This is a genomic window from Pseudomonas sp. P7759, from assembly GCF_013386445.1.
Classification (GTDB): domain Bacteria; phylum Pseudomonadota; class Gammaproteobacteria; order Pseudomonadales; family Pseudomonadaceae; genus Aquipseudomonas; species Aquipseudomonas azotoformans_A.
This window is the reverse complement of sequence record NZ_JACART010000018.1, coordinates 64,900-91,279: the sequence shown is the minus strand read 5'-3', so window position 1 is coordinate 91,279 and position 26,380 is coordinate 64,900. Positions and strand designations below refer to the sequence as shown.

The following is a 26,380-nucleotide window of genomic DNA, read 5'->3' as shown; positions in this document are numbered from 1 at the left end:
TTGCTTTTGCTCCACACCACTCAGGTCGGCTACCAGGCCGCCGTGCTTTTGCTTTTGCTTTTGATCTTAGGCGCCCCGTCAAACACGCTGGCCGAACGCAGGCTTTGGAGCGTGGGTAACCCGGCAGGACGCCGGGTTAGCCGCGCTGGGCCAAGGATGGCCCATCGCGGCGGCCCACGCTCCAAAGCCGGAGTGAGGGCACACCGAGCCTAGGCGAGGTGCCGAGTGTTGGGGCGAGAGCCTTTTGGTTACTTTTGGGCTCTTCCAAAAGTGAGCCGCTGTAAGAGCGGAACCCTAAGTGGCCGTTACCGCAGCAACGGATATGAACACTCGCTATCGCAAGTAAGGTGCAGTCAGACAGACCACACCAGCCTCAAGCAAAAAACGAATAAACCACCGCAGTAATCGCCACCAACCCCACCGCCGTGACAAACACATTGGACGCCTGCCCACGGTACTTGGCCATAGCCGGCACCTTGCGGATGGCATACATCGGCATCAGAAACAGGATCGAAGCAATGATCGGCCCCCCCAGCGCCTCAATCATCCCGAGAATGCTTGGGTTCAACGTCGCAACAATCCAGCACACCACCAACATGAACGCCGCCGTCATCCGGTCCAGACGCTTGGCCTCAGGACGACGACCGGTCTTCAGCACCAGCCCCTTGAGGCCTTCACTCGCACCGATGTAATGCCCCAAGAACGACTTGGCAATCGCCACAAACGCGATCAACGGCGCTGCGAACTCAATGGTCGGGTTATTGAAGTGGTTGGCCAGGTACGACAGGATCGACAGGTTCTGTGCCTTCGCCTCGGCAAGCTGCGCCGGCGACAGGGTCAGCACGCAGCTGAACACGAAGAACAGCACCATCACCACCATCAACAGGTGCGCACGGGACAGGATCTGCGAGCTGCGCTCATCAGCGTGGACGCCGTACTGACGCTTCTGGTCCACCGCAAAGGCCGAGATGATCGGCGAATGGTTGAACGAGAACACCATCACCGGAATCGCCAACCACAAGGTGTTGAGCAGCGCAGACGGCGCCGGAACCTGGCTGGCGGTGCTGAGGATGCCGCCGTTCCAGTGCGGGATCAGGTATACCGCCAGGAACAGCAAGGCGACGATAAACGGATACACCATCAGGCTCATCGCCTTGACGATCACCTGCTCACCGCAACGCACCACGGCCAGCAGGCCGAGGATCAGCACGAACGACAGCAGTGCGCGTGGCGGCGGCATGATGTGCAGTTGGTGCTCCATGAAGCTGCCGACCGTGTTGGTCAACGCCACGCTGTAGATCAGCAGGATCGGGAAGATTGCGAAGAAGTACAGCAAGGTGATCAGCGCACCGGCCTTGATGCCGAAGTGCTCTTCGACCACGTCGGTGATGTCGGAGCCTTCACGGCCCGACAGCACGAAACGGGTCAGGCCACGGTGGGCGAAGAAGGTCATCGGGAACGCCAGCAGCGCGAGGATCACCAGTGGCCAGAAGCCGCCCAGGCCTGCGTTGATCGGCAAGAACAGCGTACCGGCGCCAATGGCGGTGCCGAACAGGCCAAGCATCCAGGTGGTGTCCTGGCGGCTCCAGCTTGTGAGGGTTGCAGGTGTCGTTGCATAGCGTTCGTCGACGCTATTGGCCTGATCATTCATCCGGTCGGATCTCCGCATTTACACGGCCGGGACGAGTCAGAAAAACCTGACAGGCAGCGCCCCGACCATAGAAGGGGCCGGATTGTCCGGGATTCTTGTGAATAAGCAAAGACTTAGCTGAGGAACGGTGGTGCGGTGCAGGCCCGCAGGGGCACCTGTATACGGCGGTTTTCGGGGCGTGCGGCTGAATGTGAAATATACATTCCCGCACAAATCTATTTTAGAATCGCGCTTGATCCTGTAGTTTTCATCCAGCATCCGCCGTTTATCCAGAGAGCCCAGCCATGCCGCGCGTTTCCCGCAAACAAGCCGAACTCAACCGCGAAATCATCGTCGAGGCAGCCACGCACCTGTTTCGCGAACGCGGCTTGCACGGCATTAGTCTGTCGGACGTCATGGCCGCCGCCGGCCTGACCCACGGCGGTTTCTACGGGCACTTCGCCTCCAAGGAGGCCCTGGCCACTGAAGCCTGCCAGCAGGCCTTCGAACAAGCGAACCTGGGCTGGCAGGCAAAGATCGATCGCAGTGAAGATCAGCAGGCTGCCCGCGAAGCCGTGATGGGGCCTTATCTGACAGCCACCCATCGCGACAACCCTGGAGACGGCTGCCCCGTGTCGGCCTTCGCCCCGGACATGTGCCATGAGCCCGCCGACACCGCCTTGCAACACACCTTTATTGAGGGCGTCGAGAAGTCCCTGGAGGTCTTTGCGCAGCTACAGGAGGGAGATCGCCAGGCAATGCTGGCCCAGTACGCAATGATGATCGGCGCAGTGACCCTCGCGCGTGCGACACGTGGCAATCACCTGTCGGATGAATTCCTGGTTGCGGCACGAAATGCCCTACTGGCCGTTGACAGCCCTTCCTCCGTCCCAGCATGATCAGGCCATGAACATTTTCCAGCGCTGCCTCACCCGCACCACCACCATGACCGCTTCCGGCGGGTCGCGCGGTGGCTGTGAGTGCTTGAGCTAGACACTTCACAGATTCAACCCAAGGCCCCGCCAGCAATGGACGGGGCCTTTTTATTGCTCCGCCCGTTCGGCAATCACAAGGAGCAACACCATGGCTGACGCCCTGCTGATCATCGACATGCAAACCGGCTTATACGATGGCCCGGAAAAACCCATCGAGCGCGAACGCGTGCTCGCCACCATCAACCTGCTGATTCAGCGCGCACGCCTGGCTGGCGCCCCGATATTCGTCGCCCACCACACTGGGCCGGCAGGCTCACCGATAGAAGCCGGCAGCCCGCTTTGGCAGCTGTGGCATGGGCTGGAGGTAGACGAATCCCGCGATCACCTGTTCAACAAGAGCCGCCCCAGCTGCTTCCTGGGCACAAATCTGGAAGCGCACCTGAGAGCGGCCCAGGTCAATGAACTGGTGATCGTCGGCATGAAAACCCAGTTCTGCATCGACACCACTTGCCGGGTAGCCGTGGAATTGGGGTTTTCCGTGGTGCTGCCGGAAGATGGCCACACCTGCATGGACACACCGGCACTCAAGGCCGAAGCGATTATCGAGCATCACAATGCGACCCTGGCCGGAGCGTTTGTGAAGCGTGCACGTGCGGTCGAGATAAGCTTCTGATCGCTCAAATACGGCATACTCCTCCCCTCAAACCCTTCAGGAAGAGCCTTCCGATGACCGCTACTGTTTTGGTCCTGGTTGAAACCATCAACGAATACCTGCCCATCATCGAGGGCAATGACTTTCATGTGATCCTGGCGCCGACACCCGCCGAACGCGCCGAAGCCATCAAGGCGCACGGCAGCCAGATCAGGGCCGTGCTGACCCGTGGCCCGCTGGGCTTGTACGCCGAGGAAATCGCCGCCCTGCCCCTGTTGGAAATCATCTGCGTGATCGGTGCGGGCTACGAGCATGTAGACCTGCAAGCCGCCAGCAATCGCGGGATCGTCGTGACCAATGGCGCCGGGGTGAACGCGCCATCGGTGGCCGATCACGCCATGGCGTTGCTGCTCTCGCTGGTGCGCGGCATCCCGCAGACCGACGCCGCCGTGCGCCGCAGCGAATGGCCGAAAGTGATGCGCCCGTCCCTGGGCGGCAAGCAGTTGGGCATCCTCGGCCTGGGTGCTGTGGGCCTGGAAATCGCCAAGCGTGCAGCCCTGGGCTTCGGCATGGAGGTGAGTTACCACAACCGCCAGCCGCGCGATGACGTGGACTACACCTACTGCGCCACTGCGGTAGAGCTGGCGCGCACCTCGGACTTCATGATCCTCGCCACGCCCGGCGGCGCCAGCACCCGTCACCTGATCGATCGCCACGCCCTGGATGCCCTGGGCCCGAATGGCTACCTGGTCAACATTGGGCGTGGCAGCGTGGTGGTTACCGCCGACCTGGTCGCGGCCCTGGAGCAACGCCGCATCGGCGGCGCCGCACTGGATGTATTCGACGACGAACCCCAAGTGCCCGACGCCCTCAAGAAGCTCAGCAATACCGTGCTCACTTCCCATGTGGCCGGCCTGTCGCCCGAAGCGGCCCATGACACCGTGCAGCGCGTGGCCGATAACCTGGTGGAATACTTCGCCGGTCGCCCGGTGCTCACGCCGGTCGCCCTGCCCCCGCCCACTCAATGACCGATCAGGCACGCTGATCATCGTCCAACACGCTAACCTATTAAGCCGCCCCGACCTTGTCGCTGGGCGGTTGTGCGCATTAGATTAGGAAATAGTCCAAGGCCTTTAGAATAAGCAGAAGGGATAAGCATGGCGCTGAACGACCAATCGACCCAGATTCGCCCAGGCGAAGAACTTGATGCCAGCCTGATCGATCCCTACCTCAAGGCCCATATCCCCGGCCTGAGCGGCACGCCCACGATCAGCCAGTTTCCCGGTGGCGCGTCCAACCTGACCTACCTGCTGGAATACCCTGGCCAGGAATTCGTGCTGCGCCGCCCGCCCTTTGGCCACAAGGCCAAGTCCGCCCACGACATGGGCCGCGAATACCGCATTCTCAACCAGCTCAAGGATGGCTTCCCGTATTGCCCCAAGGCCTATGTGCATTGCACAGACGAATCGGTGATCGGCGCCGAGTTCTATGTGATGGAGCGGGTCAACGGCATCATCCTGCGCTCCGACCTGCCGCCTGAGCTGGGCCTGGACGCGGCCAAGACCGAAGCGCTGTGCAAAAGCTTCATCGACAAGTTCGTCGAACTGCACCAGGTGGACTACAGCGCCTGCGGCCTGGCCGACCTGGGCAAGCCGCAAGGCTACGTAGAGCGCCAGATCCGTGGCTGGAGCGATCGCTACGAAAAAGCCCTGACCCCCGACGCGCCGCGCTGGGAAGCGGTACGCGCCTGGCTCAACGACAAAATGCCGGCCGACCATCCGACATCAAGCATCGTGCACAACGACTACCGCTTCGATAACGTGATCCTCGACCCGCACAACCCCATGCAGATCATCGGCGTGCTGGACTGGGAGCTGACCACCCTCGGCGACCCGTTGATGGACCTGGGCAACACCCTCGCCTACTGGATCGAAGCGGCCGACCCGGCGCCGGTGCAACTGATGCGCCGCCAGCCGAGCAACGCGCCGGGCATGCTCACCCGTCGTGAATTCGTCGACTACTACGCCGAGCGCTCGGGCATCCAGATCGACAACTTCGACTTCTACTACACCTACGGCCTGTTCCGCCTCGCCGGCATCGTGCAGCAGATCTACTACCGCTTCTTCCATGGCCAGACCCAGGACAAACGCTTTGCACAGTTCATTCACATGAACAAGCTGCTGGAGCAGATGAGCCTGAACGTCATCAGCAAATCGTCCCTTTAAGGAACCGCTATGTCCAAGACCCACCTGTTCGACCTCGACGGCAAGATCGCATTCGTTTCCGGCGCCAGCCGTGGCATCGGCGAGGCCATCGCCAAGTTGCTGGCCCAGCAAGGCGCCCATGTGATCGTCTCCAGCCGTAAGCTGGAAGGCTGCCAGCACGTGGCCGATGCGATCATCGCCGATGGCGGCAAAGCCACGGCCGTGGCCTGCCATATCGGTGAAATGGAACAGATCACCCAAGTGTTCGCCGGTATCCGCGAGCAGTTCGGGCGCCTGGATATTCTGGTCAACAACGCCGCGACCAACCCGCAGTTCTGCAACGTGCTGGACACCGATCTCGGTGCGTTCCAGAAGACCGTTGACGTGAACATCCGGGGCTACTTCTTCATGTCCGTGGAAGCCGGCAAGCTGATGCGCGACAACGGCGGCGGCAGCATCATCAACGTCGCGTCGATCAACGGGATTTCCCCCGGTGTGTTCCAGGGCATCTACTCGGTGACCAAGGCCGCTGTGATCAACATGACCAAGGTGTTCGCCAAGGAATGCGCAGCGTTCGGCATTCGCTGCAACGCCCTGCTGCCGGGCCTGACCGACACCAAGTTCGCTTCGGCGCTGGTGAAGAACGACGCGATCCTGAAAATGGCCCTGGCGCAGATCCCCCTCAAGCGCGTGGCCGACCCGAGCGAAATGGCCGGCGCGGTGCTGTTCCTGGCCAGCGATGCATCCAGCTACACCACGGGCGTATCGCTGAATGTGGACGGTGGTTTCCTGTCCTGATCAAGCATTCGGCGGCTGCTGCCGAAAACTCACCGCCAGGCGGTTCCAGCCACTGATGCTGGACACCGCCATGGTCAGGTCCACCAGTTCCTGCTCGCTGAATTCCAGCCGCACGGCGGCGAACAGTTCATCCGATACCGTCGAGGTCGGCAGTGTCGCGACGGATTCGCTCCAGGCCAACGCGGCCTTTTCCCGCGCTGTGAAGAACGGCGAATCGCGCCAGACGCACAACGCGAACAAACGTCGCTCGGTCTCGCCGCGCTGACGTGCCGCCATCGAGTGCATGTCCGTACAGAACCCGCAATGGTTGAGCTGCGAGACACGGATCTTGAGCAGTTCCAGCAAAGGCTTTTCGATGGACAAGCCAAACGTGGTCGCCTCCAGCATCAGCATGCCTTTGAGCGCCTGCGGTGAGGCGGTGTAGTAATCCAGGCGGGGTTCCATGGGGGCGGCTCTCTGGCGGTGGGTGCAATGACTGTCCAGCCTAGAACCCACACGGCATAAGCCCTATAGCCAATCGGCCGGTTTATGCAGAGACCATTTTGAGCCTGCCGCGCACGCGCGTACGCTTGGCGCAACGTCAATGCCCGGAATAACACATGGAACTGCACGTTGTGATCAACGGCCGCAAGGATCTGGCCGAACAGTTGTACCAACAGTTGCGTGAAGCCATTGGCTCCGGGCGCCTGGCCGCCGGCGCGCAGTTGCCGCCCAGCCGCTTGCTCGCCGAGCAGTTGGGCGTGTCACGCAAGACCGTGTCGGATACCTACGCCACCCTGACCTACGAGGGATTGCTGATCGGCAAGACCGGTCGCGGCACCTTCGTCAACGCTCGCGCGCCACAGACCGAACGCCTGCAAACCGCCACCGACTTGGCCTGCGCCGCCAACCTGGCGAAATGGCAGTCACTGCCCTCGCCCATGCGCCACCCCACCCGCGATAGCACACTGCGCTATGAATTTATCGGCGGCGCCACCAGCCGCAACCAGTTCCCCCAGGATGAATGGCGGCGCTGTACCCAGGACGCGTTGCGGCGCATCGCTCAGAACAGTGGTTTCTACAGCCAGCCCGAAGGCTTGCCAGCGCTGCGCAGCGCTATCGCCGGGCATATCGCGTTCTCACGCGGGGTCAACTGCCGTGACAGCGACATCGTAGTCACCAACGGCGCCCAGCAGGCACTGGACCTGATCGCCCGCGTCGTGCTGGAACCGGGCAGCATTGTCGCCATGGAAGACCCCGGCTACAGCCCCGCGCGCCAAATGTTCATGGCCATGGGCGCCCGTGTCGCCAGCGTGCCGGTGGATGAACAGGGCATTCAGGTCGAGCGGATTCCCGACGGCACACGACTGATCTACGTGACGCCCTCGCACCAGTTCCCGCTCGGCATGCCCATGAGCCTGCCACGCCGTGAAGCCTTGCTGGCGCGGGCGTTCGAGCTGGGCGCAATCATCATCGAGGACGACTACGACAGCGAGTTCCGCTACGAAGGGCGGCCCACCGACTCCCTGCAAAGCATGGACACCCGTGGCGTGGTGACCTACGTCGGCACCTTTTCGAAAACCTTGCTGCCGGAGCTGCGCCTGGGCTACGCGGTGCTGCCGCCGGCGATTTATGGCGCAGTGCTCAAGGCCAAGCAGCTGACCGACCAGCACAGTTCCACACTGCCGCAATGGGCCTTGGCCAAGTTCATCAGTGAAGGCTACCTGCTCAAGCATATCCGTCGCTGCCACACGGTCTACGCCGGGCGCCGTGAACGCATCCTGCAACGCCTGGCAGGCGACTTGTCGCCCTGGTTCGAGGCCGTACCGACCGTGGCTGGGTTCCACATGGCGGCGCTGTGCAGGGTGCCGGTGAACATCCCGTTGCTGATGGAACTGGCGCGCCGGGTAGAGGTGGGTTTGTACCCCTTGGATGTATTTTTCCACGATGCGCCGGTACGCCCTGGCCTGATCATCGGCTTTGGCGCCATCGAAACCCTGGACATCGACCCGGCGCTGGACAAGGTGCGCGATATTCTCCAGCAGATTGGCTAGCGGATTTTCCGGCGGATTGGTCATTGGTCCTGGCGTCGTCAGGCTCTAGCCTGTGCACTGACCCCGCCCTCGGAGACCATCGCCATGCCAGCCTGTGCCTTCAACACTGTCCTTGTCCGCGCGGCCGCCGGGCGCTCAGCGGAACTGGGCGAGCGCCTGCAGCAGATAGCCGAGGCGGTGCGCACCGCCCCCGGATGCCTGGATTACGGGGTGCAGCGCGACCCGATGGACCCCGACCTGTGGACCGTCACAGGACGCTGGTCCTGCGCCGAGCAGCTCAGCGCACACTTCGCGTTACCGGCCCTGCAAGGCTTTATCGAATTGACCCGTGAACACCTGGCCCGTCGCCTGGATTTCGACCACTGAAGCATTGGTCTACTGGTCTTAGCCAGGATTGGTCATTGGTCACCCAGGCCTTGCAGCGTAGGGTAAAGAGGTCTCGAACTACTCGGAAACTTCGTCATGAAACCACTGCTCGCCGCCGCCCTGATGTTCGCCTCGCTCAGCGCCTTTGCCCATGAACCGGTTTATAACCAAGAGTCGATCAAGGTCTTGCAAGAACACGCCTTGACCAATGTACCCGGCAAGAAAACCATCATGCTCACCGTCGATTACGCTCCTGGACAAGCCACTGTGCCCCATAGCCACACAGGTACTGCCGTGGCCTATGTGCTGGAAGGCGCGATCACCTCGCGGGTGAATGATGAGAAAGCGAAAACCTATCAGGTCGGCGAATCGTTCTACGAACCTGCGGGCTCCCGGCACTTTGAATCGAGCAATGCCAGCCAGACAAAACCGGCCAAGTTGCTGGTGGTGATCGTGCTGGATGACAAGGCTGAAGTGCTGACGCCTCTCAAGCAGTAAGCCCTAAGGTCGCTTGAACCGCCGGCGCAGGTCTTCGATCCGTGGCCGGCAAACACAACCTTCCAAGTGATCATTGACCATCCCCATCGCCTGCATCAACGCATACATCGTGGTCGGGCCCACATAGGTCCAACCGCGTTTCTTCAGGGCTTTGGACAAGCGCACCGAAGCCGGTGACGTGGGGTTGCCTGTCCAATAAGCCATATCCACCACTGTCGGGCGCTCATCTTCACTGGGCTCAAACGCCCACAGCCAGCGCGCCAGCGAACCCGTCTCATCCACCAGTTCACAGGCCCGGCGTGCGTTGTTGATGGTGGACACGATCTTGGCCCGATTGCGCACGATGCCCGGGTCCTGCATCAAGCGCTCGATATCTGCCTCGCCGTACTGCGCCACCCTTCTGAAATCAAACCCGTCGAACGCCGCCCGAAACTGCTCACGCTTGCGCAGGATGGTGATCCATGCCAGGCCCGCCTGGAAGCCTTCCAGGCAGACCTTCTCGTACAGCTGGATATCATCCGCCACCGGCACGCCCCACTCCTGGTCGTGGTAACGCAGATATTGCGGCGCTGCTGTGCGCCAGGTGCAGTGGGTCTGCCCGGTTTCGTCAGGGGTCAGTCCTGGTGTGTCCATCCATCACCTCATGTGCCGAGCGGCGGATGATAAGCGAAAAAATTTCCCTCGCGCCAACCGCTCAAGCATCACCCTTACCGACCAACTGGTCAGACCGGGACCTGTCAACCGTCAAATAATTGCTTGTGATTTCAAAAATACCGGGCGTAGACTGGCCCCGCACTGGACTTACCGGTATGACCACAACAATTAAGCCCTGGAACCACCAGGGCACCGAATAGAGATCCCTCCCATGCTCAGATGGTGCTCGCGTTCGATTTTCCTGCAAGTCGTGATTGGCCTGATGCTCGGCATCATTTGCGGCCTGGCCCTTCCCGAATTCTCCTCGCAACTCAAACCCCTGGGTGACGGCTTTATCAAGCTGATCAAGATGCTGATCGGCCTGATCGTGTTCTGCGTGGTGGTCAGCGGCATTTCCGGTGCAGGCGACCTGAAGAAAGTCGGGCGTATCGGTCTCAAGTCGGTGATCTACTTTGAAGTGCTCACCACCGTCGCCCTGGTGATCGGCCTGGTGATGGCCTTCAGCACCGGCATCGGCCAAGGCGCCAATATCCACCTGGAACAGTTGTCTTCCGCCGGCCTCAATGAACTGGCCGACAAGGGCCAGCACATCCGCGGTACCAGCCAGTTCCTCATGGACTTGATCCCCAACTCGGTGATCGGCGCCTTTGCCGACAACAACGTGCTGCAAGTGCTGCTGTTCTCGGTGCTGTTCGGCAGTGCGTTGAACCTGGTGGGCGAAGCCGCCTCGGGCATCTCGCGGCTGATCAACGAATTGAGTCATGTGATTTTCCGCATCATGGGCATGATCGTGCGCCTGGCGCCGATCGGCGTGTTTGGCGCGATCGCCTTCACCACCAGCACCTACGGGCTGGATTCCCTGCAACACCTGGGCAGCCTGGTGGGTTTGTTCTACCTGACGTGCTTTGCCTTCGTCGGGCTGATCCTCGGCCTGGTGATGCGCCTGTCGGGCCTGCGCATGCTGCCGCTGCTCAAGTACCTGCGTGAAGAACTGCTGATCGTGATGGGCACCGCCTCCTCCGACGCCGTGCTGCCACAGATCATGCGTAAACTCGAACACCTGGGCATCGGCAGCTCCACCGTGGGCCTGGTGATTCCGACGGGGTATTCGTTCAACCTCGACGGCTTCTCCATCTACTTGACCCTGGCCATCGTGTTTATCGCCAACGCCACCGGCACACCGCTGTCGATGACGGACCTGCTGACCATCCTGCTGGTGTCGCTGATCACCTCCAAGGGCGCCCACGGCATTCCCGGTTCGGCGCTGGTGATCCTGGCGGCGACCCTCACCGCGATTCCGGCGATCCCGGTGGTGGGCCTGGTGCTGGTGCTGGCGGTGGATTGGTTCATGGGCATCGGTCGCGCATTGACTAACCTGATCGGCAACTGCGTCGCCACCGTGGCCATCGCCCGCTGGGAAAAAGACATCGACCTCCAGCGCGCCAACAAGGTGCTGGACGGCCAGCAAGGGTATGCCTTCCAGGCCAAGAAGCCGGTATTGCCGGCGCATCAGGAGTTCTGACCGATTTCATGAGCGACGCCGTTCAAATGTGGGAGCGGGCTTGCTCGCGAAAGCGCTGGGTCAGTCACAGAAGTATTGACTGAATGACCGCATTCGCGAGCAAGCCCGCTCCCACAGTTAAGAGTCGCCATGCTCGCTAATGTATTCGCAACATAAAGGAGAGGTAGACGTGATCAGCACCTCAACCGTCGTCAATTCAGTGGTAGAAAAACTCCGCGCCGCCTTGGCGCGTGGCCAGTGGCGCCGGGGTGAAATGCTCCCCGGCCAGCGCGAACTGGCCGAACAGATGGGCATCAGCCGCCCCAGCCTGCGTGAAGCAGTGATCGTGCTGGAAACCCTCGGCCTGGTGCGCTCCATGCCCGGCAAAGGCGTGGTGGTGCTGGAAACCAGCGTCAGCGAGCCGCAATCCAGCGACGCCGTGGCCGACGCCAGCCTGGAAGACATCCTGCAACTGCGCTACACCCTCGAACCCTTCATTGTCGGCCTGGTGGCCCAGTCCATCAGCAGCAAGGAAGTCGGCCAACTGCGCCTGACCCTGATGGACATGCGCGAAGCCCTCGACGCCGGCGACGCGCAAGCCGGAATGAACGCCTACATCGGCTTTCACGAAGAATTGTTCGCCCTCACCTCCAACCCGATCTTCCAGAACGTGGTGCAACAGACCAGCAACGCCCTCAAGCAAAGCGCCCAGGTCCTGCGCAACTCGCCGGAACACCTGGCCGAACGCCTGCAGGAAAACGACGCCGTGGTGCGCGCCATCCGCAATAAGAACAGCGCCCTGGCCAGTGCCGAGATGCGCCGGCACATCCTTCAGGAAGGCCTGCGCATGGGCATTCGCTTGAACATCCCGGACGACCATCTGGGCAGCTGATTTTTTTGGAGACAGGCCATGACCGCCCACGCCTTGCACTACGAACCGATCCTCCCGACCCTGCGCCTGGTCGCTGGTAAAAAGCCTTCGGTGGACGATATCTACCCGCGCCTGTTCGACGCCATCCTGGAACAGCGGATCGCCCCGGCCAGTCGCTTTACCGAAGAAGGCCTGGGCGAGATCTTTGGGGTGAGCCGCAGCGTGATTCGCCGCGTATTGGCAAAGCTGTCCCATCAGCAAGTGATCATCCTGCGTCCCAACCAGCGTGCCCAGGTGGCTGCGCCGGATGCGCTGCAAACCCGCCAAATCCTGGAAGCCCGCCGCCTGACGGAAATGACTGTGGTGCAACTGGCCTGCACGCAGGCCACATCGACGCAGATCCGGCATTTGCGCGAACTGATCGCGCGGGAGCGTGAGCATATTGAACGGGACCAACGCGGGCCAGCCATCCGCCTCTCCGGCGAATTCCACCTGCAACTGGCAGCGATGGCACGTAACGCGCCGTTGGCGCAATTTCTCAACAGCCTGGTGCCGTTAACGTCGTTGATCATTGCCCAGTACGAAGCGAATGCCTGTACCTATTGCGCGTGGCAAGAGCATGAAGCGATAGTGGATGCCGTCGAACAACGCGATGTGAAGCGCGCGATAAACCTGATGACCCAACACCTGGATCACCTGGAGGCCAAATTGCTGAGCCACGATGATCAGATGGCCCACCCTGGCTGACTACAATTACAACGCTGATCTACGAAATCACCGACAGCACGGACGGTCATAGAACCGCAGAATTGCATTCATTCCTAAAGCCTTGAACGCGGATGAATAGCACTATGCACCCCCTCACTTTCGCACTGGTCACTGGCCTGGTCGTCACCCAGTTCAGTGTCAATGTACGGGCCGGCGACGCGTTAACTGCCGGGACTTACATCATCACCCCGGCAGCCCCCGTGTGGTTGCTTGAACAGCCCTACGCAGATAGCCCCATGCTCACCGCCCGCACCTTCGGTGGCAGCGCTTACGGCGACTACCACGTCAAGGCCAGCCTTGAGATCAGCTGTTCGCCGCAGAGCCCGACCGCCAGCATTGCACTGCAGATCACACCGGCGGCGCTGGGCTTTGACATCGCACCTTTCGAAGGTCCAGACGCCAGCGCCAATGGGCCGTTGCGCATCACTACGGCGACACGCACGACCATCGAACACTCGGTAAATGGCGTCTGGACTTACGGCGGAGCGTTCCAGATCGGTACGATATTTGCGCTCAGTGCTGCTGTTCCCCATGACGAATTAGCCTACTGGGCCAGCGATGCCTCACGCGGCCAGACATTAAAACTTTCAGTAGCGCCAGCCAAAGAGGGTGGCAAGCCGCTGACCGCGACATTCTTATTGCCTGCTAACAACAACGGTTTGAAAACAGTTATCCAGCCCTGCCTGGGCAACGCCAGTTTTTAAGCCATAAAAAAAGCCCCGTATCTCAGGATACGGGGCTTTTTGTCTTACAGCGGAATCAAGCCGGTTGCAGCACCGACTGACCGCTCAATGCCAGGTCCAGCAACTCACGGTTGGCCACCGCGTACATGGCGTAGTCCGTCCCCACAGCGGCACGGATTTCCACCATCATCGCCACCCAACGCTGCGCCATGTCCTTGTGCTGCTCAAGCCACAGGGCCACGCGGGCTTCCATGTCTTGTGGCGCGTCGGCCATTTGCAGCACGGAGATGGTGATTGCGCGTTGCTGCCAGTCCACGTCATCGCGGAAGGCTTCACGAGCCTGGGCCTGCCAGTTGTTAGCCACCGGCAGATCGCTGATCTGCTGCAGGTACCACGGCAAGTCCAAGGCGCTGCCGACGGCAAAGTAGGCCTTGGCCACTTCGGCGGCGTCATGCCCGGTCACGTCAGCGGCTTCGATGATCGGCAGCAAGGTGTACAGGTGAGTAGTGCCTGCAACCATGCGTGCCAACAGCTCAGGCACACCGGCTTCGGTATATTTACCGTAGCGGTTCTGCCAGCCTTCGCGGGTCGGGCCTTCCAGCAGTTCGTCGAGCTTGAGGCCCAGCGCCGCCAGGTGCGGACCAAAGTGCGCGGTGTCACGGCCAGCGTCCTGCTCGTTGCGACGGCTGCGCAGGAACCAGCGTGTAGCACGGCGGCCCAGACGCATCAGCTCATCCATCAGCTCCAGTTGCACGTCAGCGGAAACCTGGTGGTCCAGGGCTTCAATCTGACGGAACCAGTGCGGGAGGTGGAAGATGTCACGCACGATCACATAAGCGCCAGCAACGTTCGCCGGGCTCATGCCCGTTGACTCCTTGAGTCGTTGAACGAAGGTGATGCCCATGTGGTTGACCAGGTCGTTGGCGATCTGGGTGCTGACGATCTCACGCTTGAGGCGGTGGCGACGCATGGCCTCGGAGAACTTGGCGACCAGGCTCGGTGGGAACGCGGTCTCCATGTCACGGGTCAGGTAGTCGTCATCCGGCACCAGGGACTTGAGCAGCGCTTCCTTGAGGTCGATCTTGCTGTAGGAAATCAGCACCGACAGCTCCGGACGGGTCAGGCCCTTGCCGTTCGCGGCGCGCTCGGTGAGCTGCTCCTCGGTCGGCAGGTACTCGATGGCGCGGTCCAGCTTGCCACGGCCTTCCAGGTCGCTCATCAGGCGCTTGTACTCGGCGGCACGCTCGTAGGCACGGCGCGCGGCCAGGGACAGGGCCTGGGTCTGCTTGTAGTTGTTGCCCAACACCAGGTTGCCGACTTCGTCGGTCATGCTCGCCAGCAACTGGTTACGTTGCTTGTCGGTCATGTCACCGGCCTGCACCACTTCGTTGAGCAGGATCTTGATGTTCACTTCGTGGTCGGAGCAGTCCACGCCACCGGCGTTGTCGATGAAGTCGGTGTTGGAACCGCCGCCATTGAGGCCGAATTCCACGCGACCCAGCTGGGTCATACCGAGGTTACCGCCCTCGCCCACTACCTTGCAGCGCAGCTCGTTGCCGTTGACGCGCAGCGCGTCGTTGGCCTTGTCGCCCACATCGGCATGGCTCTCGGTGCTGGCCTTGACGTACGTACCAATGCCGCCGTTCCACAACAGGTCCACCGGCGCCTTGAGCAAGGCATTCAGCAGCTCGGTCGGGGTCAGCTTGTCGGCCGCGATGTCGAAGCGCTCTTTCATCTGTGGCGAGATGGCAATGCTCTTCGCGCTGCGCGAAAAGATACCGCCGCCTTCAGACATGATGCTGGTGTCGTAGTCGGTCCAGGCCGAACGCGGCAGCTCGAACATGCGCTGACGCTCGACGAAGCTGGTCGCCGGGTTCGGGTTTGGATCGATGAAGATATGCAGGTGGTTGAACGCTGCGACCAGTTGCAGCTTGTCGGACATCAACAAGCCGTTACCGAACACGTCACCGGCCATATCGCCGACGCCGACCACGGTGATGCTGTCTTCCTGCACGTTGATGCCGCGCTCACGGAAGTGACGCTGCACACCGACCCACGCGCCCTTGGCGGTGATGCCCATTTTCTTGTGGTCGTAACCGGCGGAACCGCCGGACGCGAACGCGTCACCCAGCCAGAAGCCGTAGTCGATGGCGATGCCGTTGGCGATGTCGGAGAAGGTCGCAGTGCCCTTGTCCGCCGCTACCACCAGATACGGGTCATCGTCGTCATGACGCACGACGTTGGCCGGTGGCACCAAGGCGCCGTCCTTCAGGTTGTCGGTGATGTCCAACAGGCCGGAAATGAAGATGCGGTAGCAGGCGATGCCCTCGGCCGCGATCTCGTCACGGCTGCCGCCCAGTGGCAGGCGACGCGGCAGGAAGCCGCCCTTCGCACCCACTGGCACGATGACCGAGTTCTTCACTTGCTGGGCTTTTACCAGGCCGAGCACTTCGGTACGGAAGTCTTCTTCACGGTCGGACCAGCGCAGGCCGCCGCGCGCGACATTACCGAAGCGCAAGTGCACGCCTTCGACGCGTGGCGAGTACACGAAGATTTCAAACTTCGGCACCGGCTTAGGCAGTTCAGGGATCGCGTGCGGGTTGAACTTGTAGCTGAAGTACGACTTGTTCTGGCCGTTGGCGTCAGTCTGGTAGAAGTTGGTGCGCAGGGTCGCCTTGATCAGGTCCAGGTAGCGACGCAGGATGCGGTCTTCGTTGAGCACCTGAACGTCGTCCAGGGCCGAAAGAATCGCTTGTTCCAGGCGTTGCTGCTTGTCTTCCAGGTCGTCGCTGGTGAGCTTGCGCGCCAGGTAGAAACGGGTCTTGAACAACCGGGTCAACTCGCGGGCGATGTCGGTGTGGTTGTTCAGGGTGCTGGCGATGTAACCCAGGTCGAAGCCCAGGCGGATCTGCTTCAGGTAACGGGCGTAGGCACGCAGCAGTGCCACGTCGCGCCAAGGCAGGCCGGCAGTCAATACCAGGCGGTTGAACGCATCGTTTTCAGCGTCGCCGTGCACGATGTGCACAAACGCATCCTGCAGGGTGTCGTTGAGCTGCTGGATGTCCAGGTTCACGCCTTCGGCGGCGATGAACGCGAAGTCATGGATCCAGAACTCACGGCCATTGGCATGACGCAGACGGTACGGGAACTCACCCAGCACACGCAGGCCGAGGTTTTCCAGGATCGGCAGCACGTCGGACAGCGCCAGCGGGGTGTCGGCGTGGTAGAGCTTGCAATGCAGCTCGCGCTGGCCAGACACCTGGCCCAGCGGCTGGTAGAAGCTCATCACCAGCGGGTTGGCTTCGGTCAGGCTGAGCAAGTGCTGCATGTCGACCACGGCCGAATGCGCGGCGAAACGCTCGCGGTAACCGGCTGGGAAGCCTTTAGGGAAGTCGGCCAGCACGTTGGTGCCGTGGGCTTCGCCGAAGCTTTCCACGACCAGGCTGGCGTAGTCGTCCTGCCAGCTGCGGCAGGCCTGCACCACTTCTTTTTCCAGTTGCAGCGGGTCGATGTCCAGGCGGTTCTTCGGGTCAACCCGCAGGATCAGCTGTACACGGGCCAGCACGGACTCGGAGAAGAACGTCCAGAATTCGCAATCCGAGGCCTTCAAGCGATCCATCAGCACTTGCTGGATCTTCTGGCGCACTTCGGTGGAATAGATGTCGCGCGGCACGTAGGCCAGGCAGTAGCAGAAACGACCGTACGGGTCTTTACGCAGGAACACGCGGATCTTGTTGCGTTCCTGGATCTGTACGATCGACATCACGGTGCTGAACAGCTCGTCGACCGGGGTCTGGAACAGGTCATCACGTGGCAATACTTCAACCACCTGCGCCAGTTCCTTGCCCAGGTGAGCCTTGGGCTGGAAGCCGGAACGGCGTTCGATCTCCGCAACCTTGCGACGGATGTACGGAATCACCCGCACGCTTTCGCCATACACCGACGAGGTGTAAAGGCCCATGAAGCGGTGTTCCTTGATCACTTTGCCGTCGGCGCTGATCTCACGGATCGACACATAGTCCGGATACGCCGGACGGTGCACGCGGCTCGGGTGCGCGGCCTTGGCGAACGACAGCACGGTCGGTTCACGCAGGTAGGCTACGGCATAGTCTTCGATGCGCAGGTCGTCGGCGGTGAGGCCGGCGCGCAGCAGTTTGGTCAGGCCGAGGAACGAATCGGCGTCATATTCGATATGACCGCCGTCCGCCTCGTCACGTACCACGAATTCTTCATAGCCGAGGAAGGTGAAGTGGTTGCCCACCAGCCATTCCAGGAAGTTCTTGATCTCGGCTTTCTCTTCGCCGTCGATGCTGAACTGGCTGGCGTCGATACCGGCCAGCAGGTCCTGGACCTTGGCTTTCATCGGTTCGAAATCGGCCACGGCCACGCGCACTTCGCCCAGTACCTGCTCCAGCTCTTTGCTCAGCACGTTCAGTTCGGCGGCGTTGGCGCAACGGTCGATTTCCAGGTACATCAGCGATTCTTGCAGGATGCCTTCGCCCTGGGTGCCTTTTGGCAGGATCTCCAGCAGCTCGCCCTTGGCGCCACGGCGTACGCTGAGTACTGTGGTCTGCAAGGTGTGAATGCTGTAGCCACGGCGGTTCAGCTCGGTACGCACCGAGTCCACCAGGAACGGCAGGTCATGGTGCAGCACTTCGACCGCGGTATGGGTCGACTGCCAGCCATGACGTTCGTAATCGGGGTTGTAGACCCGCACTTGCGGTTGGGTGTGGTCAAAGCGCTCAAGCAGGCGCCACGCAGAAAGAGTGCAACCGGCCAGGTCGGAAAGGCGACGCTGGGTCAGTTCGTCCAGGGAAATGATGCCGAAGAATTGTTCAGCGAACAGCGCCACTTGTGGCAGTGCCTGTTCACTGATGTGCTGCGCCAGTGCCGCTTGCAGTTGATGCTGGAAGTCGGCCTTGCTGGCTGCGGTGAAGAACGCCATCTGTGGTACTCCGCTTGGGCTTGTTATTGATGGAAGCGTCGCGTGTTATCCCCTTGCGGGGAGACCGTCAGCGCTGTTCGCTGGTACTGATATAAGCACACTAGCGAATCAGGGTGACAGGTGGGTGAAGCTGGACAAGACAATGAGGTCACATACAACTTCCATAAGATGCGCACCTTGCCGGGTGACGGTACGACGGGCAGGTCAGGCGCCTGGCTCATGCACATCCGTTGCGCAGCTTAACGAGTGTGGGAAGCCCACTGCTTGCGACGCTGCGACATATTCGGTCATCGGTAAGCAGGCGTGGGGTTGCGACTTGGGCAACCCGCAATATCCGGCAAAAAAACCGGCTATTTCAATGTCCGCGAGTACCAGAAATGACTGATCTTGCCCCTCAGGTCATGCACTGGGTCTGACACAGGATGCAGCACAAAATTCGCCGCAATGGCACAATTGCCCGTATTACGCCCTACCCCAGACAGGATTCCCCATGCTGCAGTTGAAAACCGACGCCCTGATGGTCACCCCGTGCGATGACGAAGAAGACAACATGGCGATGCTCTGCTGCCACGGCAAGAACGGCGAGATGTTCATGCTGACCCGTTACCCGGATGAAGACGAAGTGGAACTGACCTGGGATTACGAGCCGTCGACCCTCGACGGGCTGAAAGTCACCCTGGGCGCCACGACGCTGCTGGTTGAGCTGGCCGCAGGCGATGCCGATGCACTGGGCGGCAAGGACCAGTTGGAGATCACCCACGCCACCAGCGCGTCGGACCTGGCCGAAGTCGAGGAAACCCTGCAAAACATCCTCAAAGGCACTGGCACCTACGTCCGCGCGTGACGCCTCGCACACAAAAATCCTACAAGTTTTGCCAAAAATACCCGTTACGCCGTTAGTCGCCAGCCCCTTCGATGCATTAAAGTAAGCCTCCCAAGCCCGGCGTTTTTTCTCGACCACCGGGCTCATCTCTCCAGGAACCGTCATCGATGGAACATCGTGAAGCGCTGCTTGCGCTGCGAACCTTTCTTTCTACGCAGATTCTCGGCCAGGAAAAACTCATCGATCGCCTGTTGATCGCCTTGCTCGCCGACGGCCATATGCTGGTGGAAGGCGCGCCGGGCCTGGCCAAGACCAAGGCCATCAAAGAGTTGGCCGAAGGTATCGAAGCGCAGTTCCATCGTATCCAGTTCACCCCCGACCTGTTGCCTGCCGACATCACCGGCACCGAGATCTATCGCCCGGAAACCGGCAGCTTCGTGTTCCAGCAAGGGCCGATCTTCCACAACCTGGTACTGGCGGACGAAATCAACCGCGCCCCGGCCAAGGTGCAGTCAGCTTTGTTGGAGGCCATGGCCGAGCGCCAGGTCAGCGTTGGGCGCAGCACGTATGACCTGTCCCCGCTGTTCCTGGTGATGGCCACGCAAAACCCCATCGAGCAGGAAGGCACCTACCCGCTGCCCGAGGCCCAGCTCGACCGTTTCTTGATGCATGTGAAAATCGGTTTTCCGGACGCCGCCGTCGAGCGGCGCATCCTGCAACAGGCCCGTGGCGAAGCGCTCAACGGCGAAACCAAGCCGGAGCGCCGCGTCAGCCAGCAGGCGATCTTCGCCGCGCGCAAGGAAATCCTTGGCCTGTACATGGCCGACGCCGTGGAGGAATACCTGGTGCAACTGGTGATGGCCACGCGCACCCCGGCCAAGTTCGACCCGGAAATGGCCGAGTGGATCGCCTACGGCGCCAGCCCACGCGGCTCCATCGCCCTCGACCGCTGTGCCCGCGCCCACGCCTGGCTGGCCGGTCGCGACTTCGTCAGCCCGGAAGATATCCAGGCGGTGCTGTTCGACGTGCTGCGCCATCGCATCATCCTGTCGTTCGAGGCCGAAGCCGCTGGCATTGACCAGGACCGTGTGGTGCAGCGCATTCTCGACGTCGTTGCCGTCGCTTGAAACCCATGAACGCCGGTGATGGGATCCGCGTCACGCTCAGCGAATTGATCGAGATGCGCCATCGCGTGCGCGAAGTGCAGCTGTTTTCCACGCCAAGCCAGCGCAGCCCTTTGATCGGCCTGCACCACTCCAAGCTGCGCGGGCGTGGTGTGGACTTCGACCAAGTGCGCGTGTACCAGGCCGGCGACGATGTGCGCACCATCGACTGGCGCGTCACCGCACGCACCCAGGAACCGCACACCAAGCTGTTCCATGAAGAGCGCGAACGGCCGATCTTCATCATGGTGGAGCAAAGCTGCCGGCTGTTTTTCGGCTCGGGGCAGATGTTCAAGTCGGTACTGGCCGCCCAAGCCGCCAGCCTGATCGGCTGGGCCGCGCTGGGGCATAACGACCGTGTCGGCGGGCTGGTGTTCGGCGACAACGAGCACTACGAAATCAAGCCGCGCCGCAGCAAGCAAAGCCTGCTGCAACTGCTCAACCGCCTGGTGCGGGTCAACCAGAGCCTGAGCACCGAAAGCCGCCCCGAAGCCGACGCCCTTGGCATGGCCCTGCGCCGTGGCCGCGAAGTGTTGCGCCCTGGCAGCCTGGTGATTGTGATCTGCGATGAGCGCGCACTGACCGAAGGCGCCGAGCAACAGCTGAGCTTGCTGTCGCGGCATTGCGATTTGCTGCTGTTGCCGATCTCCGACCCACTGGACCATGCCCTGCCCGCCGCCGGGCTGCTGCGTTTCGCCGAACGCGGTGCCCAGCTGGAACTGGACACGCTGAATTTCGACCTGCGCCAGGCCTACAAGGCCCAGGCCGAAGCGCGCCTTGCGCGCTGGGAGCTGCTCGCGCAGAAACTGCGCGTACTGCTGATGCCCTTGAGCACCCAGAGCGAAATGGTCGAGCAACTGCGCGAATACCTCAACCCGCAACGCCCGGTTAAAAAACAATGAGCAGCCTTGACCAACTGCAACCGCTGATCGCCCCACCCGCCATCGGCTTCTGGCCGCCCGCGCCGGGTTGGTGGCTGTTGCTGCTGGTGATTCCGCTGCTCGGCTGGGGCCTGTGGTCACTGCGCCGCTTTCTGCCGACCCGCCGCCCCATCGCCCGTGCCGAACAACCCTTGGACCCACTGCGCATCGCCGCCCTGGCAGAGCTTGCACTCATGCCCAAGCCTTACGATGGCGCGCCCGCCGGTGCCTGGCTGCAACAGCTCAACGGCCTGCTCAAACGCCTGTGCCGCAACGACTACCCCTACAGCCAGAGCCACACCCTCAACGGCCGCAAATGGCTGGCATTCCTCGACAACCGCTGCCCCGCCGCCGGCCTTACGCGCTGGATGGTATTGGTAGAGGGCGCCTACAAACCCGAATGCAAGCTCGACGACAAGGCCATCGCCGGCCTGACCCAAGCCGTCGACACCTGGATTCGCAAACATGTTTGAGTTCGCCTGGCCGTGGATCTTCGCCCTGTTGCCGTTGCCGTGGTTGATGCGCCTTGTGCTGCCGGCCGCCGACAGCGGCGAGCCCGCGTTGAAAGTCAGCTACCTCAGCGACCTTGAAGGCCTGGCCCGTCGCCGCGCCCGCGTCAACCTGCCCGGCTGGCGCCAGCAAGCGCCGTTCGTGGTGCTGTGGTTGCTGCTGCTGACCGCCGCCGCGCGCCCGGAATGGCTCGGCGAACCGTTACCGATTGCCGCCAGTGGCCGCGACCTGCTGGTGGCGGTGGACGTGTCTGGCTCCATGGATTTCCCCGATATGCATTGGCAGGACGACGACGTAAGTCGCTTGAGCCTGGTCAAGCACCTGCTTGGCGATTTCCTTGAGGAGCGTGAAGGCGACCGCGTCGGCCTGATCCTGTTCGGCAGCCAGGCCTACCTGCAAGCGCCACTGACCTTTGACCGCCGCACCGTGCGCGCCTGGCTGGACGAAGCGCGCATCGGCATTGCCGGCAAGAACACCGCGATTGGCGACGCCATCGGCCTGGCCCTGAAACGCCTGCGCCAGCGCCCGGCGCAGAGCCGCGTGCTGATCCTGGTCACTGACGGCGCCAACAACGCCGGGCAGATCGACCCGCTGACCGCCGCGCGTCTGGCGGCTGAAGAAGGCGTAAAAATCTATCCAATCGGCATCGGTGCCGACCCGGAACAAACCGGTTCCTTGGGCATTCTGGGCGTCAACCCGAGCCTGGACTTGGACGAACCGGCGCTCAAGGCCATCGCCGAGGCTACCAACGGCCAGTACTTTCGCGCCCGCGATGGTGAAGAGTTGCAAGCGATCAAAGCGACCCTAGACAAACTCGAGCCCGTCGAACAACAACCCACCCAAGCGCGCCCGGCCCTGGCGCTGTACAGCGCGCCACTGGCCCTGGCCTTGGTGCTGAGCATGTTGCTGGTGATTCAGGAGCGCTGGCCGAACAACGCCTTGCAACGGCTGTTCAACAAATTGTCGAGCAAGGGGATTTTCCTGCAACAACACCCTGAGTGGCGTCAGCGCCTCAAACGCCTGCGTTTGCGGAGGCGTCGATGATCGACCTGTGGCCGCACTGGTTCCGTCCGTGGTGGTTGTTGCTGCTACCGTTGCTCGGCTGGTTGCTGTGGCACCTGTGGCACCGGCAAAAGCGCGCCGGGCGCTGGCAGATGATCCTGCCGCCGGCCTTCCACGCGGTGTTGCTCAGCGGTGGCAACGGCCGCGAGAGCAAATCACCGTGGGTGGTACTGGGCATTGCCTGGCTGCTAGCCGTATTGGCGTTGCTCGGCCCGAGCTGGCAGCGTGTGGAACAGTCCAGCCAGAAGCCTTCCGATCCGCTGGTGGTGTTGCTGGAACTGACCCCGGAAATGCTCGCCACCGACAGCCCGCCCAACCGCCTGGAACAGGCACGACGCAAGCTGTACGACTTATTGCAAGCGCGTACCGATGCGCAAACCGCCATCGTCGTGTACGCCGGTAGCGCCCACACGTTGGTGCCGCTGTCGGACGACCTGGCCACCAGCCGCAACTTGCTCGAAGCGTTGCGCCCGTCGATCATGCCCGAGCCCGGCCATCGCGCCGACCTGGCCGTCGAGAAAGCCCTAGGCCTGCTCAAGCAAGGTGGCCTCGGCCAGGGTCGCTTGCTGCTGATTGGTTCCTCGCTGTCCAAACAGGAACGCCAGGGCATTCGCCTGCTGCTGCAAAACGCACAAGCGCCCACCCTGTCGATCCTGGGTATCGGCAGCCGCGAAGGCACGCCAGTCACCCAGGAAAGCGGTGAGTTCCTCAAGGACGAACAAGGCGCGATCCTGGTACCGCGTCTCGACAGCCCGACACTCAAGGCCTTCGCCAGTGAAATGGGCGGCCGCTACCGCGCCGCGCGCCTGGACGACAAGGACCTGCGCCAACTCGGCGTGCTCGACCCGCCGCAAACCTTGCGCAATGACGGCCAACGGCTGCACCTCGATACCTGGGCCGACCAGGGTTACTGGCTGCTCCTGCCCTTATTGCTACTCGCTGCCTGCGCCGGGCGGCGTGGCTGGTTGTTCTGCCTACCGCTGCTGCTGTTGAGTGCGCCGCAGCCCAGCTATGCGTTCGGCTTGCAAGACTTGTGGCTGCGTCCCGACCAGCAAGGCCAGTACCTGCTGAAGAAAAAGCGCCCCGCCGAAGCCGCCGAACACTTCCAGGACCCGCAGTGGAAAGGCGTGGCGCTTTACGAGGCCGGCAACTATGCAGAGGCCATCAAGCTGTTTGCCGAAGGCAATGACGCCTACTCCCACTACAATCGGGGTAACGCCCTGGCCAAGTCCGGCGAACTGGAAGCCGCCATCGACGCCTACGAACAGGCCCTCGAAGCCCAGCCCGACCTGCAACCGGCCCTGAAAAACAAGGCGTTGGTGGAGGCATTGATGCAGGAACAGGCCGAACCGGAACCCACCGAACCTGCAAAAAACGAGGATGACGAAACCACCCAACCCGGCCAAACCGCGCAACCGGGCGCCAGTGGGCAAAACGCCACAGGTGGCGAGCCGTCGTCCCAAGGGCAAGGCGAAGCCGGGACTGACGACACCCAACCCGGCAACACGCCGCACACCACGGGTAACGAAGTGCCGGGCAGCGAACTGGGCGACGAACAAACCACCACCCCGCCGCTGCGCCCCAATGACGCCAGCCTCGACGGTGAGCACCGACAGGCCCTGGAGCAATGGCTGCAGGAGATCCCGGACAACCCCGGCGAACTGCTGCGCCGCAAATTCTGGTACGAACAGCAACAACATCAGGACAAGACTCGATGAGCCGCCGCACCACCCTACTGCTCCTGCTCGCCCTTTCGGCAGGCCACGCCCAGGCGGCGAACCTGTCCGCCAGCGTCGACCGCAGCCGCGTCAACTCCGGGGAAACGGTGGAACTGACGGTGGAATCCAGTGATGTCACGCAGTTCGGCAAGCCAGACCTGACGCCGCTGGATGCACAGTTCGAAGTCAGCGGCACGCGCCAGATCAACCAACTCACCACCCTGGGCGGCGATAACCACGCCACTACGCGCTGGATCATCACCCTGCTGCCCAAGGAAAACGGCACGGTGGTCATCCCGCCGCTGCAAGTGGGCGACTACAAGACCCAGCCGATCAGCCTGCAAGTGGTCGAAACCGCCAGCCAAAACACCGCCGCCGAGCTGGCGCCGGTGTTTGTCGAGGCCAACCTCGACCAGACCAGCGTCTACGTACAGGCCCAGGCGCTGTTGACCGTGCGCGTCTACCACTCGGTGTCGCTGTATGACGACAGCAGCCTCACGCCCTTGCAGATTGCCGATGCACGCGTGGAGCAGTTGGGCGAGTCACGCACCTATGAAAAGGTCATCAACAGCATCCGCCATGGCGTGATCGAAACCCGCTACGCGATCTATCCGCAACACAGCGGCACCTTGGCGATCCCGGCGCAGACCTTCAGCGCGACGCTGGTGGAGTCGCGCCCGCCGCAGGAAAATACCCTACAAGGCACCAAGCCCGGCAAACTGATCCACGTCAGTTCTGCAGAGTTGCCGCTGGTGGTCAAACCCAAACCCGCGCTGTACCCCGCCGATACCCCGTGGCTGCCAGCGCGCAGCCTCACCCTCAGTGAAAACTGGAACCCGGAGCCCGAGCACGTGCAGGTCGGCGACTCGCTGACCCGCAGCCTTACGGTCAAGGCCGAGGGCCTGTCTAGCGCGCAACTGCCGGCCCTGCCCAGCACCGAGATCAATGGCCTGCGCCGCTACCCGGACCAACCGGTACTCGGCAACCAGACCAACGACCGTGGCCTGATCGGCAGCCGCGAAGACCGCGAAGCCCTGGTGCCCACCCGCGCCGGCAGCCTGGAACTGCCCGCCGTGGACGTGGTGTGGTGGAACACCCACGAAGACCACCTGGAGCGCACCAGCCTGCCCGCGCGAACCCTGCAGGTTGCGATCAACCCGAGCCTGGCAGTGGACACGCCCGCCACGCCCACAGTCATCACCGCCCCGGACGATGAACGCCTGTGGCTGTGGCAGCTGAGCACGTTGATCCTCGCCTGCACCACCCTGCTGGGGTTCGGCTTGTGGTGGCGTGCCCGTCGGCAACCGGCCGTGTTGCGTGCCGCGCAAACCGGGCCGAGCCCGCGCACGCTGCTGGATGACCTCAAGCGCGCCACCCAGGCCAACGACCCGCAAGCCACCCGCCAGGCCCTCGACGCCTGGGCGCGGCAGCAGCCGGAAACGCTCGCGGATATGGCGGCGCGGTTTGTGCCGTTGTCGGATGCATTGGATGGGTTGAATGGCGCGCTGTACAGCGAGAGTGGGCATTTCTGGCTGGGTGAGGACCTGTGGCGTGCGGTGAAGGCGATTCCGATGGCCGAGCGCGAGGTGGACCCGGCGGCGGACACCACCAGCTTGCCGCCGCTGTATCCCAAGTAACCGCAACCT

General features: G+C 62.1%; 23 protein-coding genes. 19 read left to right on the top strand and 4 right to left on the bottom strand.

Features of this window, described 5'->3' with window-relative positions:
- Positions 1–373 precede the first annotated feature (373 nt).
- A complete protein-coding gene (locus HX823_RS16800; RefSeq protein ID WP_016980153.1) occupies positions 374–1,651 on the bottom strand; it encodes an HAAAP family serine/threonine permease in 1,278 nt (425 codons plus the stop codon).
- Between the two features lie 284 nt (positions 1,652–1,935).
- Here HX823_RS16800 and HX823_RS16795 point away from each other — a divergent pair, with 284 nt between their 5' ends.
- From HX823_RS16795 to HX823_RS16775, 5 genes are all read left to right on the top strand, one after another.
- Positions 1,936–2,529: a TetR/AcrR family transcriptional regulator gene (locus HX823_RS16795; protein ID WP_177075612.1), complete on the top strand. Its 594-nt coding sequence runs from the start codon at positions 1,936–1,938 to the stop codon at positions 2,527–2,529.
- Positions 2,530–2,713: 184 nt separating this feature from the next.
- Entirely contained in the window at positions 2,714–3,238 is a 525-nt protein-coding gene (locus tag HX823_RS16790; RefSeq protein WP_177075610.1) for a cysteine hydrolase family protein, read from the top strand.
- A gap of 53 nt (positions 3,239–3,291) precedes the next feature.
- Positions 3,292–4,245, top strand: coding sequence for a 2-hydroxyacid dehydrogenase (locus HX823_RS16785; RefSeq protein WP_177075608.1), 954 nt, complete (start codon positions 3,292–3,294; stop codon positions 4,243–4,245).
- Positions 4,246–4,374: 129 nt separating this feature from the next.
- Positions 4,375–5,442, top strand: coding sequence for a phosphotransferase family protein (locus HX823_RS16780; RefSeq protein ID WP_038850917.1), 1,068 nt, complete (start codon positions 4,375–4,377; stop codon positions 5,440–5,442).
- 9 nt (positions 5,443–5,451) lie between these two features.
- Complete coding sequence (locus tag HX823_RS16775) at positions 5,452–6,219, top strand: SDR family oxidoreductase (protein WP_016980158.1); 768 nt, start codon at positions 5,452–5,454, stop codon at positions 6,217–6,219.
- Here the strand turns inward: HX823_RS16775 and HX823_RS16770 are convergent, their stop codons facing one another.
- Complete coding sequence (locus HX823_RS16770) at positions 6,220–6,663, bottom strand: carboxymuconolactone decarboxylase family protein (RefSeq protein WP_038850919.1); 444 nt, start codon at positions 6,661–6,663, stop codon at positions 6,220–6,222.
- 155 nt (positions 6,664–6,818) lie between these two features.
- Here HX823_RS16770 and HX823_RS16765 point away from each other — a divergent pair, with 155 nt between their 5' ends.
- The 3 genes from HX823_RS16765 (at position 6,819) to HX823_RS16755 (ending at position 9,116) form a co-directional block, all read left to right on the top strand.
- Entirely contained in the window at positions 6,819–8,252 is a 1,434-nt protein-coding gene (locus HX823_RS16765) for a PLP-dependent aminotransferase family protein (protein ID WP_177075606.1), read from the top strand.
- Positions 8,253–8,336: 84 nt separating this feature from the next.
- Complete coding sequence (locus tag HX823_RS16760) at positions 8,337–8,618, top strand: putative quinol monooxygenase (RefSeq protein WP_177075604.1); 282 nt, start codon at positions 8,337–8,339, stop codon at positions 8,616–8,618.
- 96 nt (positions 8,619–8,714) lie between these two features.
- On the top strand, positions 8,715–9,116 hold the full coding sequence (locus tag HX823_RS16755) for a cupin domain-containing protein (RefSeq protein ID WP_177075602.1): 402 nt from the start codon (positions 8,715–8,717) through the stop codon (positions 9,114–9,116).
- Between the two features lie 3 nt (positions 9,117–9,119).
- Here HX823_RS16755 and HX823_RS16750 read toward each other — a convergent pair whose 3' ends face one another.
- Positions 9,120–9,749, bottom strand: coding sequence for a DNA-3-methyladenine glycosylase I (locus HX823_RS16750; RefSeq protein ID WP_177075600.1), 630 nt, complete (start codon positions 9,747–9,749; stop codon positions 9,120–9,122).
- 217 nt (positions 9,750–9,966) lie between these two features.
- Here HX823_RS16750 and HX823_RS16745 point away from each other — a divergent pair, with 217 nt between their 5' ends.
- From HX823_RS16745 to HX823_RS16730, 4 genes are all read left to right on the top strand, one after another.
- Positions 9,967–11,292, top strand: coding sequence for a C4-dicarboxylate transporter DctA (locus HX823_RS16745; RefSeq protein ID WP_177075616.1), 1,326 nt, complete (start codon positions 9,967–9,969; stop codon positions 11,290–11,292).
- A gap of 169 nt (positions 11,293–11,461) precedes the next feature.
- Entirely contained in the window at positions 11,462–12,163 is a 702-nt protein-coding gene (locus tag HX823_RS16740; RefSeq protein ID WP_177075598.1) for an FCD domain-containing protein, read from the top strand.
- A gap of 18 nt (positions 12,164–12,181) precedes the next feature.
- Positions 12,182–12,889 (top strand): GntR family transcriptional regulator, encoded by a 708-nt coding sequence (locus tag HX823_RS16735; RefSeq protein ID WP_038848723.1) that lies wholly within the window; start codon positions 12,182–12,184, stop codon positions 12,887–12,889.
- A 104-nt stretch (positions 12,890–12,993) separates the two neighbouring features.
- The gene (locus HX823_RS16730) at positions 12,994–13,614 is read left to right on the top strand and encodes a hypothetical protein (RefSeq protein WP_177075596.1); all 621 of its coding nucleotides are present in this window, start codon (positions 12,994–12,996) and stop codon (positions 13,612–13,614) included.
- A gap of 55 nt (positions 13,615–13,669) precedes the next feature.
- Here HX823_RS16730 and HX823_RS16725 read toward each other — a convergent pair whose 3' ends face one another.
- Positions 13,670–18,538: an NAD-glutamate dehydrogenase gene (locus tag HX823_RS16725; RefSeq protein WP_177075594.1), complete on the bottom strand. Its 4,869-nt coding sequence runs from the start codon at positions 18,536–18,538 to the stop codon at positions 13,670–13,672.
- Positions 18,539–19,028: 490 nt separating this feature from the next.
- Between HX823_RS16725 and HX823_RS16720 the strand changes: the two genes are divergently transcribed.
- The 7 genes from HX823_RS16720 (at position 19,029) to HX823_RS16690 (ending at position 26,371) form a co-directional block, all read left to right on the top strand.
- On the top strand, positions 19,029–19,382 hold the full coding sequence (locus HX823_RS16720) for a hypothetical protein (protein ID WP_033902402.1): 354 nt from the start codon (positions 19,029–19,031) through the stop codon (positions 19,380–19,382).
- A gap of 146 nt (positions 19,383–19,528) precedes the next feature.
- Entirely contained in the window at positions 19,529–20,488 is a 960-nt protein-coding gene (locus HX823_RS16715) for a MoxR family ATPase (RefSeq protein WP_003174327.1), read from the top strand.
- A gap of 5 nt (positions 20,489–20,493) precedes the next feature.
- Positions 20,494–21,426, top strand: a complete 933-nt coding sequence (locus tag HX823_RS16710; protein WP_033902401.1) for a DUF58 domain-containing protein — start codon at positions 20,494–20,496, stop codon at positions 21,424–21,426.
- A complete protein-coding gene (locus tag HX823_RS16705) occupies positions 21,423–21,917 on the top strand; it encodes a DUF4381 domain-containing protein (protein ID WP_028616472.1) in 495 nt (164 codons plus the stop codon). Before HX823_RS16710 ends, HX823_RS16705 begins: the two co-directional genes overlap by 4 nt.
- A complete protein-coding gene (locus tag HX823_RS16700) occupies positions 21,910–22,998 on the top strand; it encodes a VWA domain-containing protein (protein ID WP_038848730.1) in 1,089 nt (362 codons plus the stop codon). The genes HX823_RS16705 and HX823_RS16700 overlap by 8 nt, the downstream gene beginning before the upstream one ends.
- Entirely contained in the window at positions 22,995–24,734 is a 1,740-nt protein-coding gene (locus HX823_RS16695) for a tetratricopeptide repeat protein (RefSeq protein ID WP_177075592.1), read from the top strand. The genes HX823_RS16700 and HX823_RS16695 overlap by 4 nt, the downstream gene beginning before the upstream one ends.
- Positions 24,731–26,371, top strand: a complete 1,641-nt coding sequence (locus tag HX823_RS16690) for a BatD family protein (protein ID WP_038848732.1) — start codon at positions 24,731–24,733, stop codon at positions 26,369–26,371. The genes HX823_RS16695 and HX823_RS16690 overlap by 4 nt, the downstream gene beginning before the upstream one ends.
- Positions 26,372–26,380: the final 9 nt, after the last annotated feature.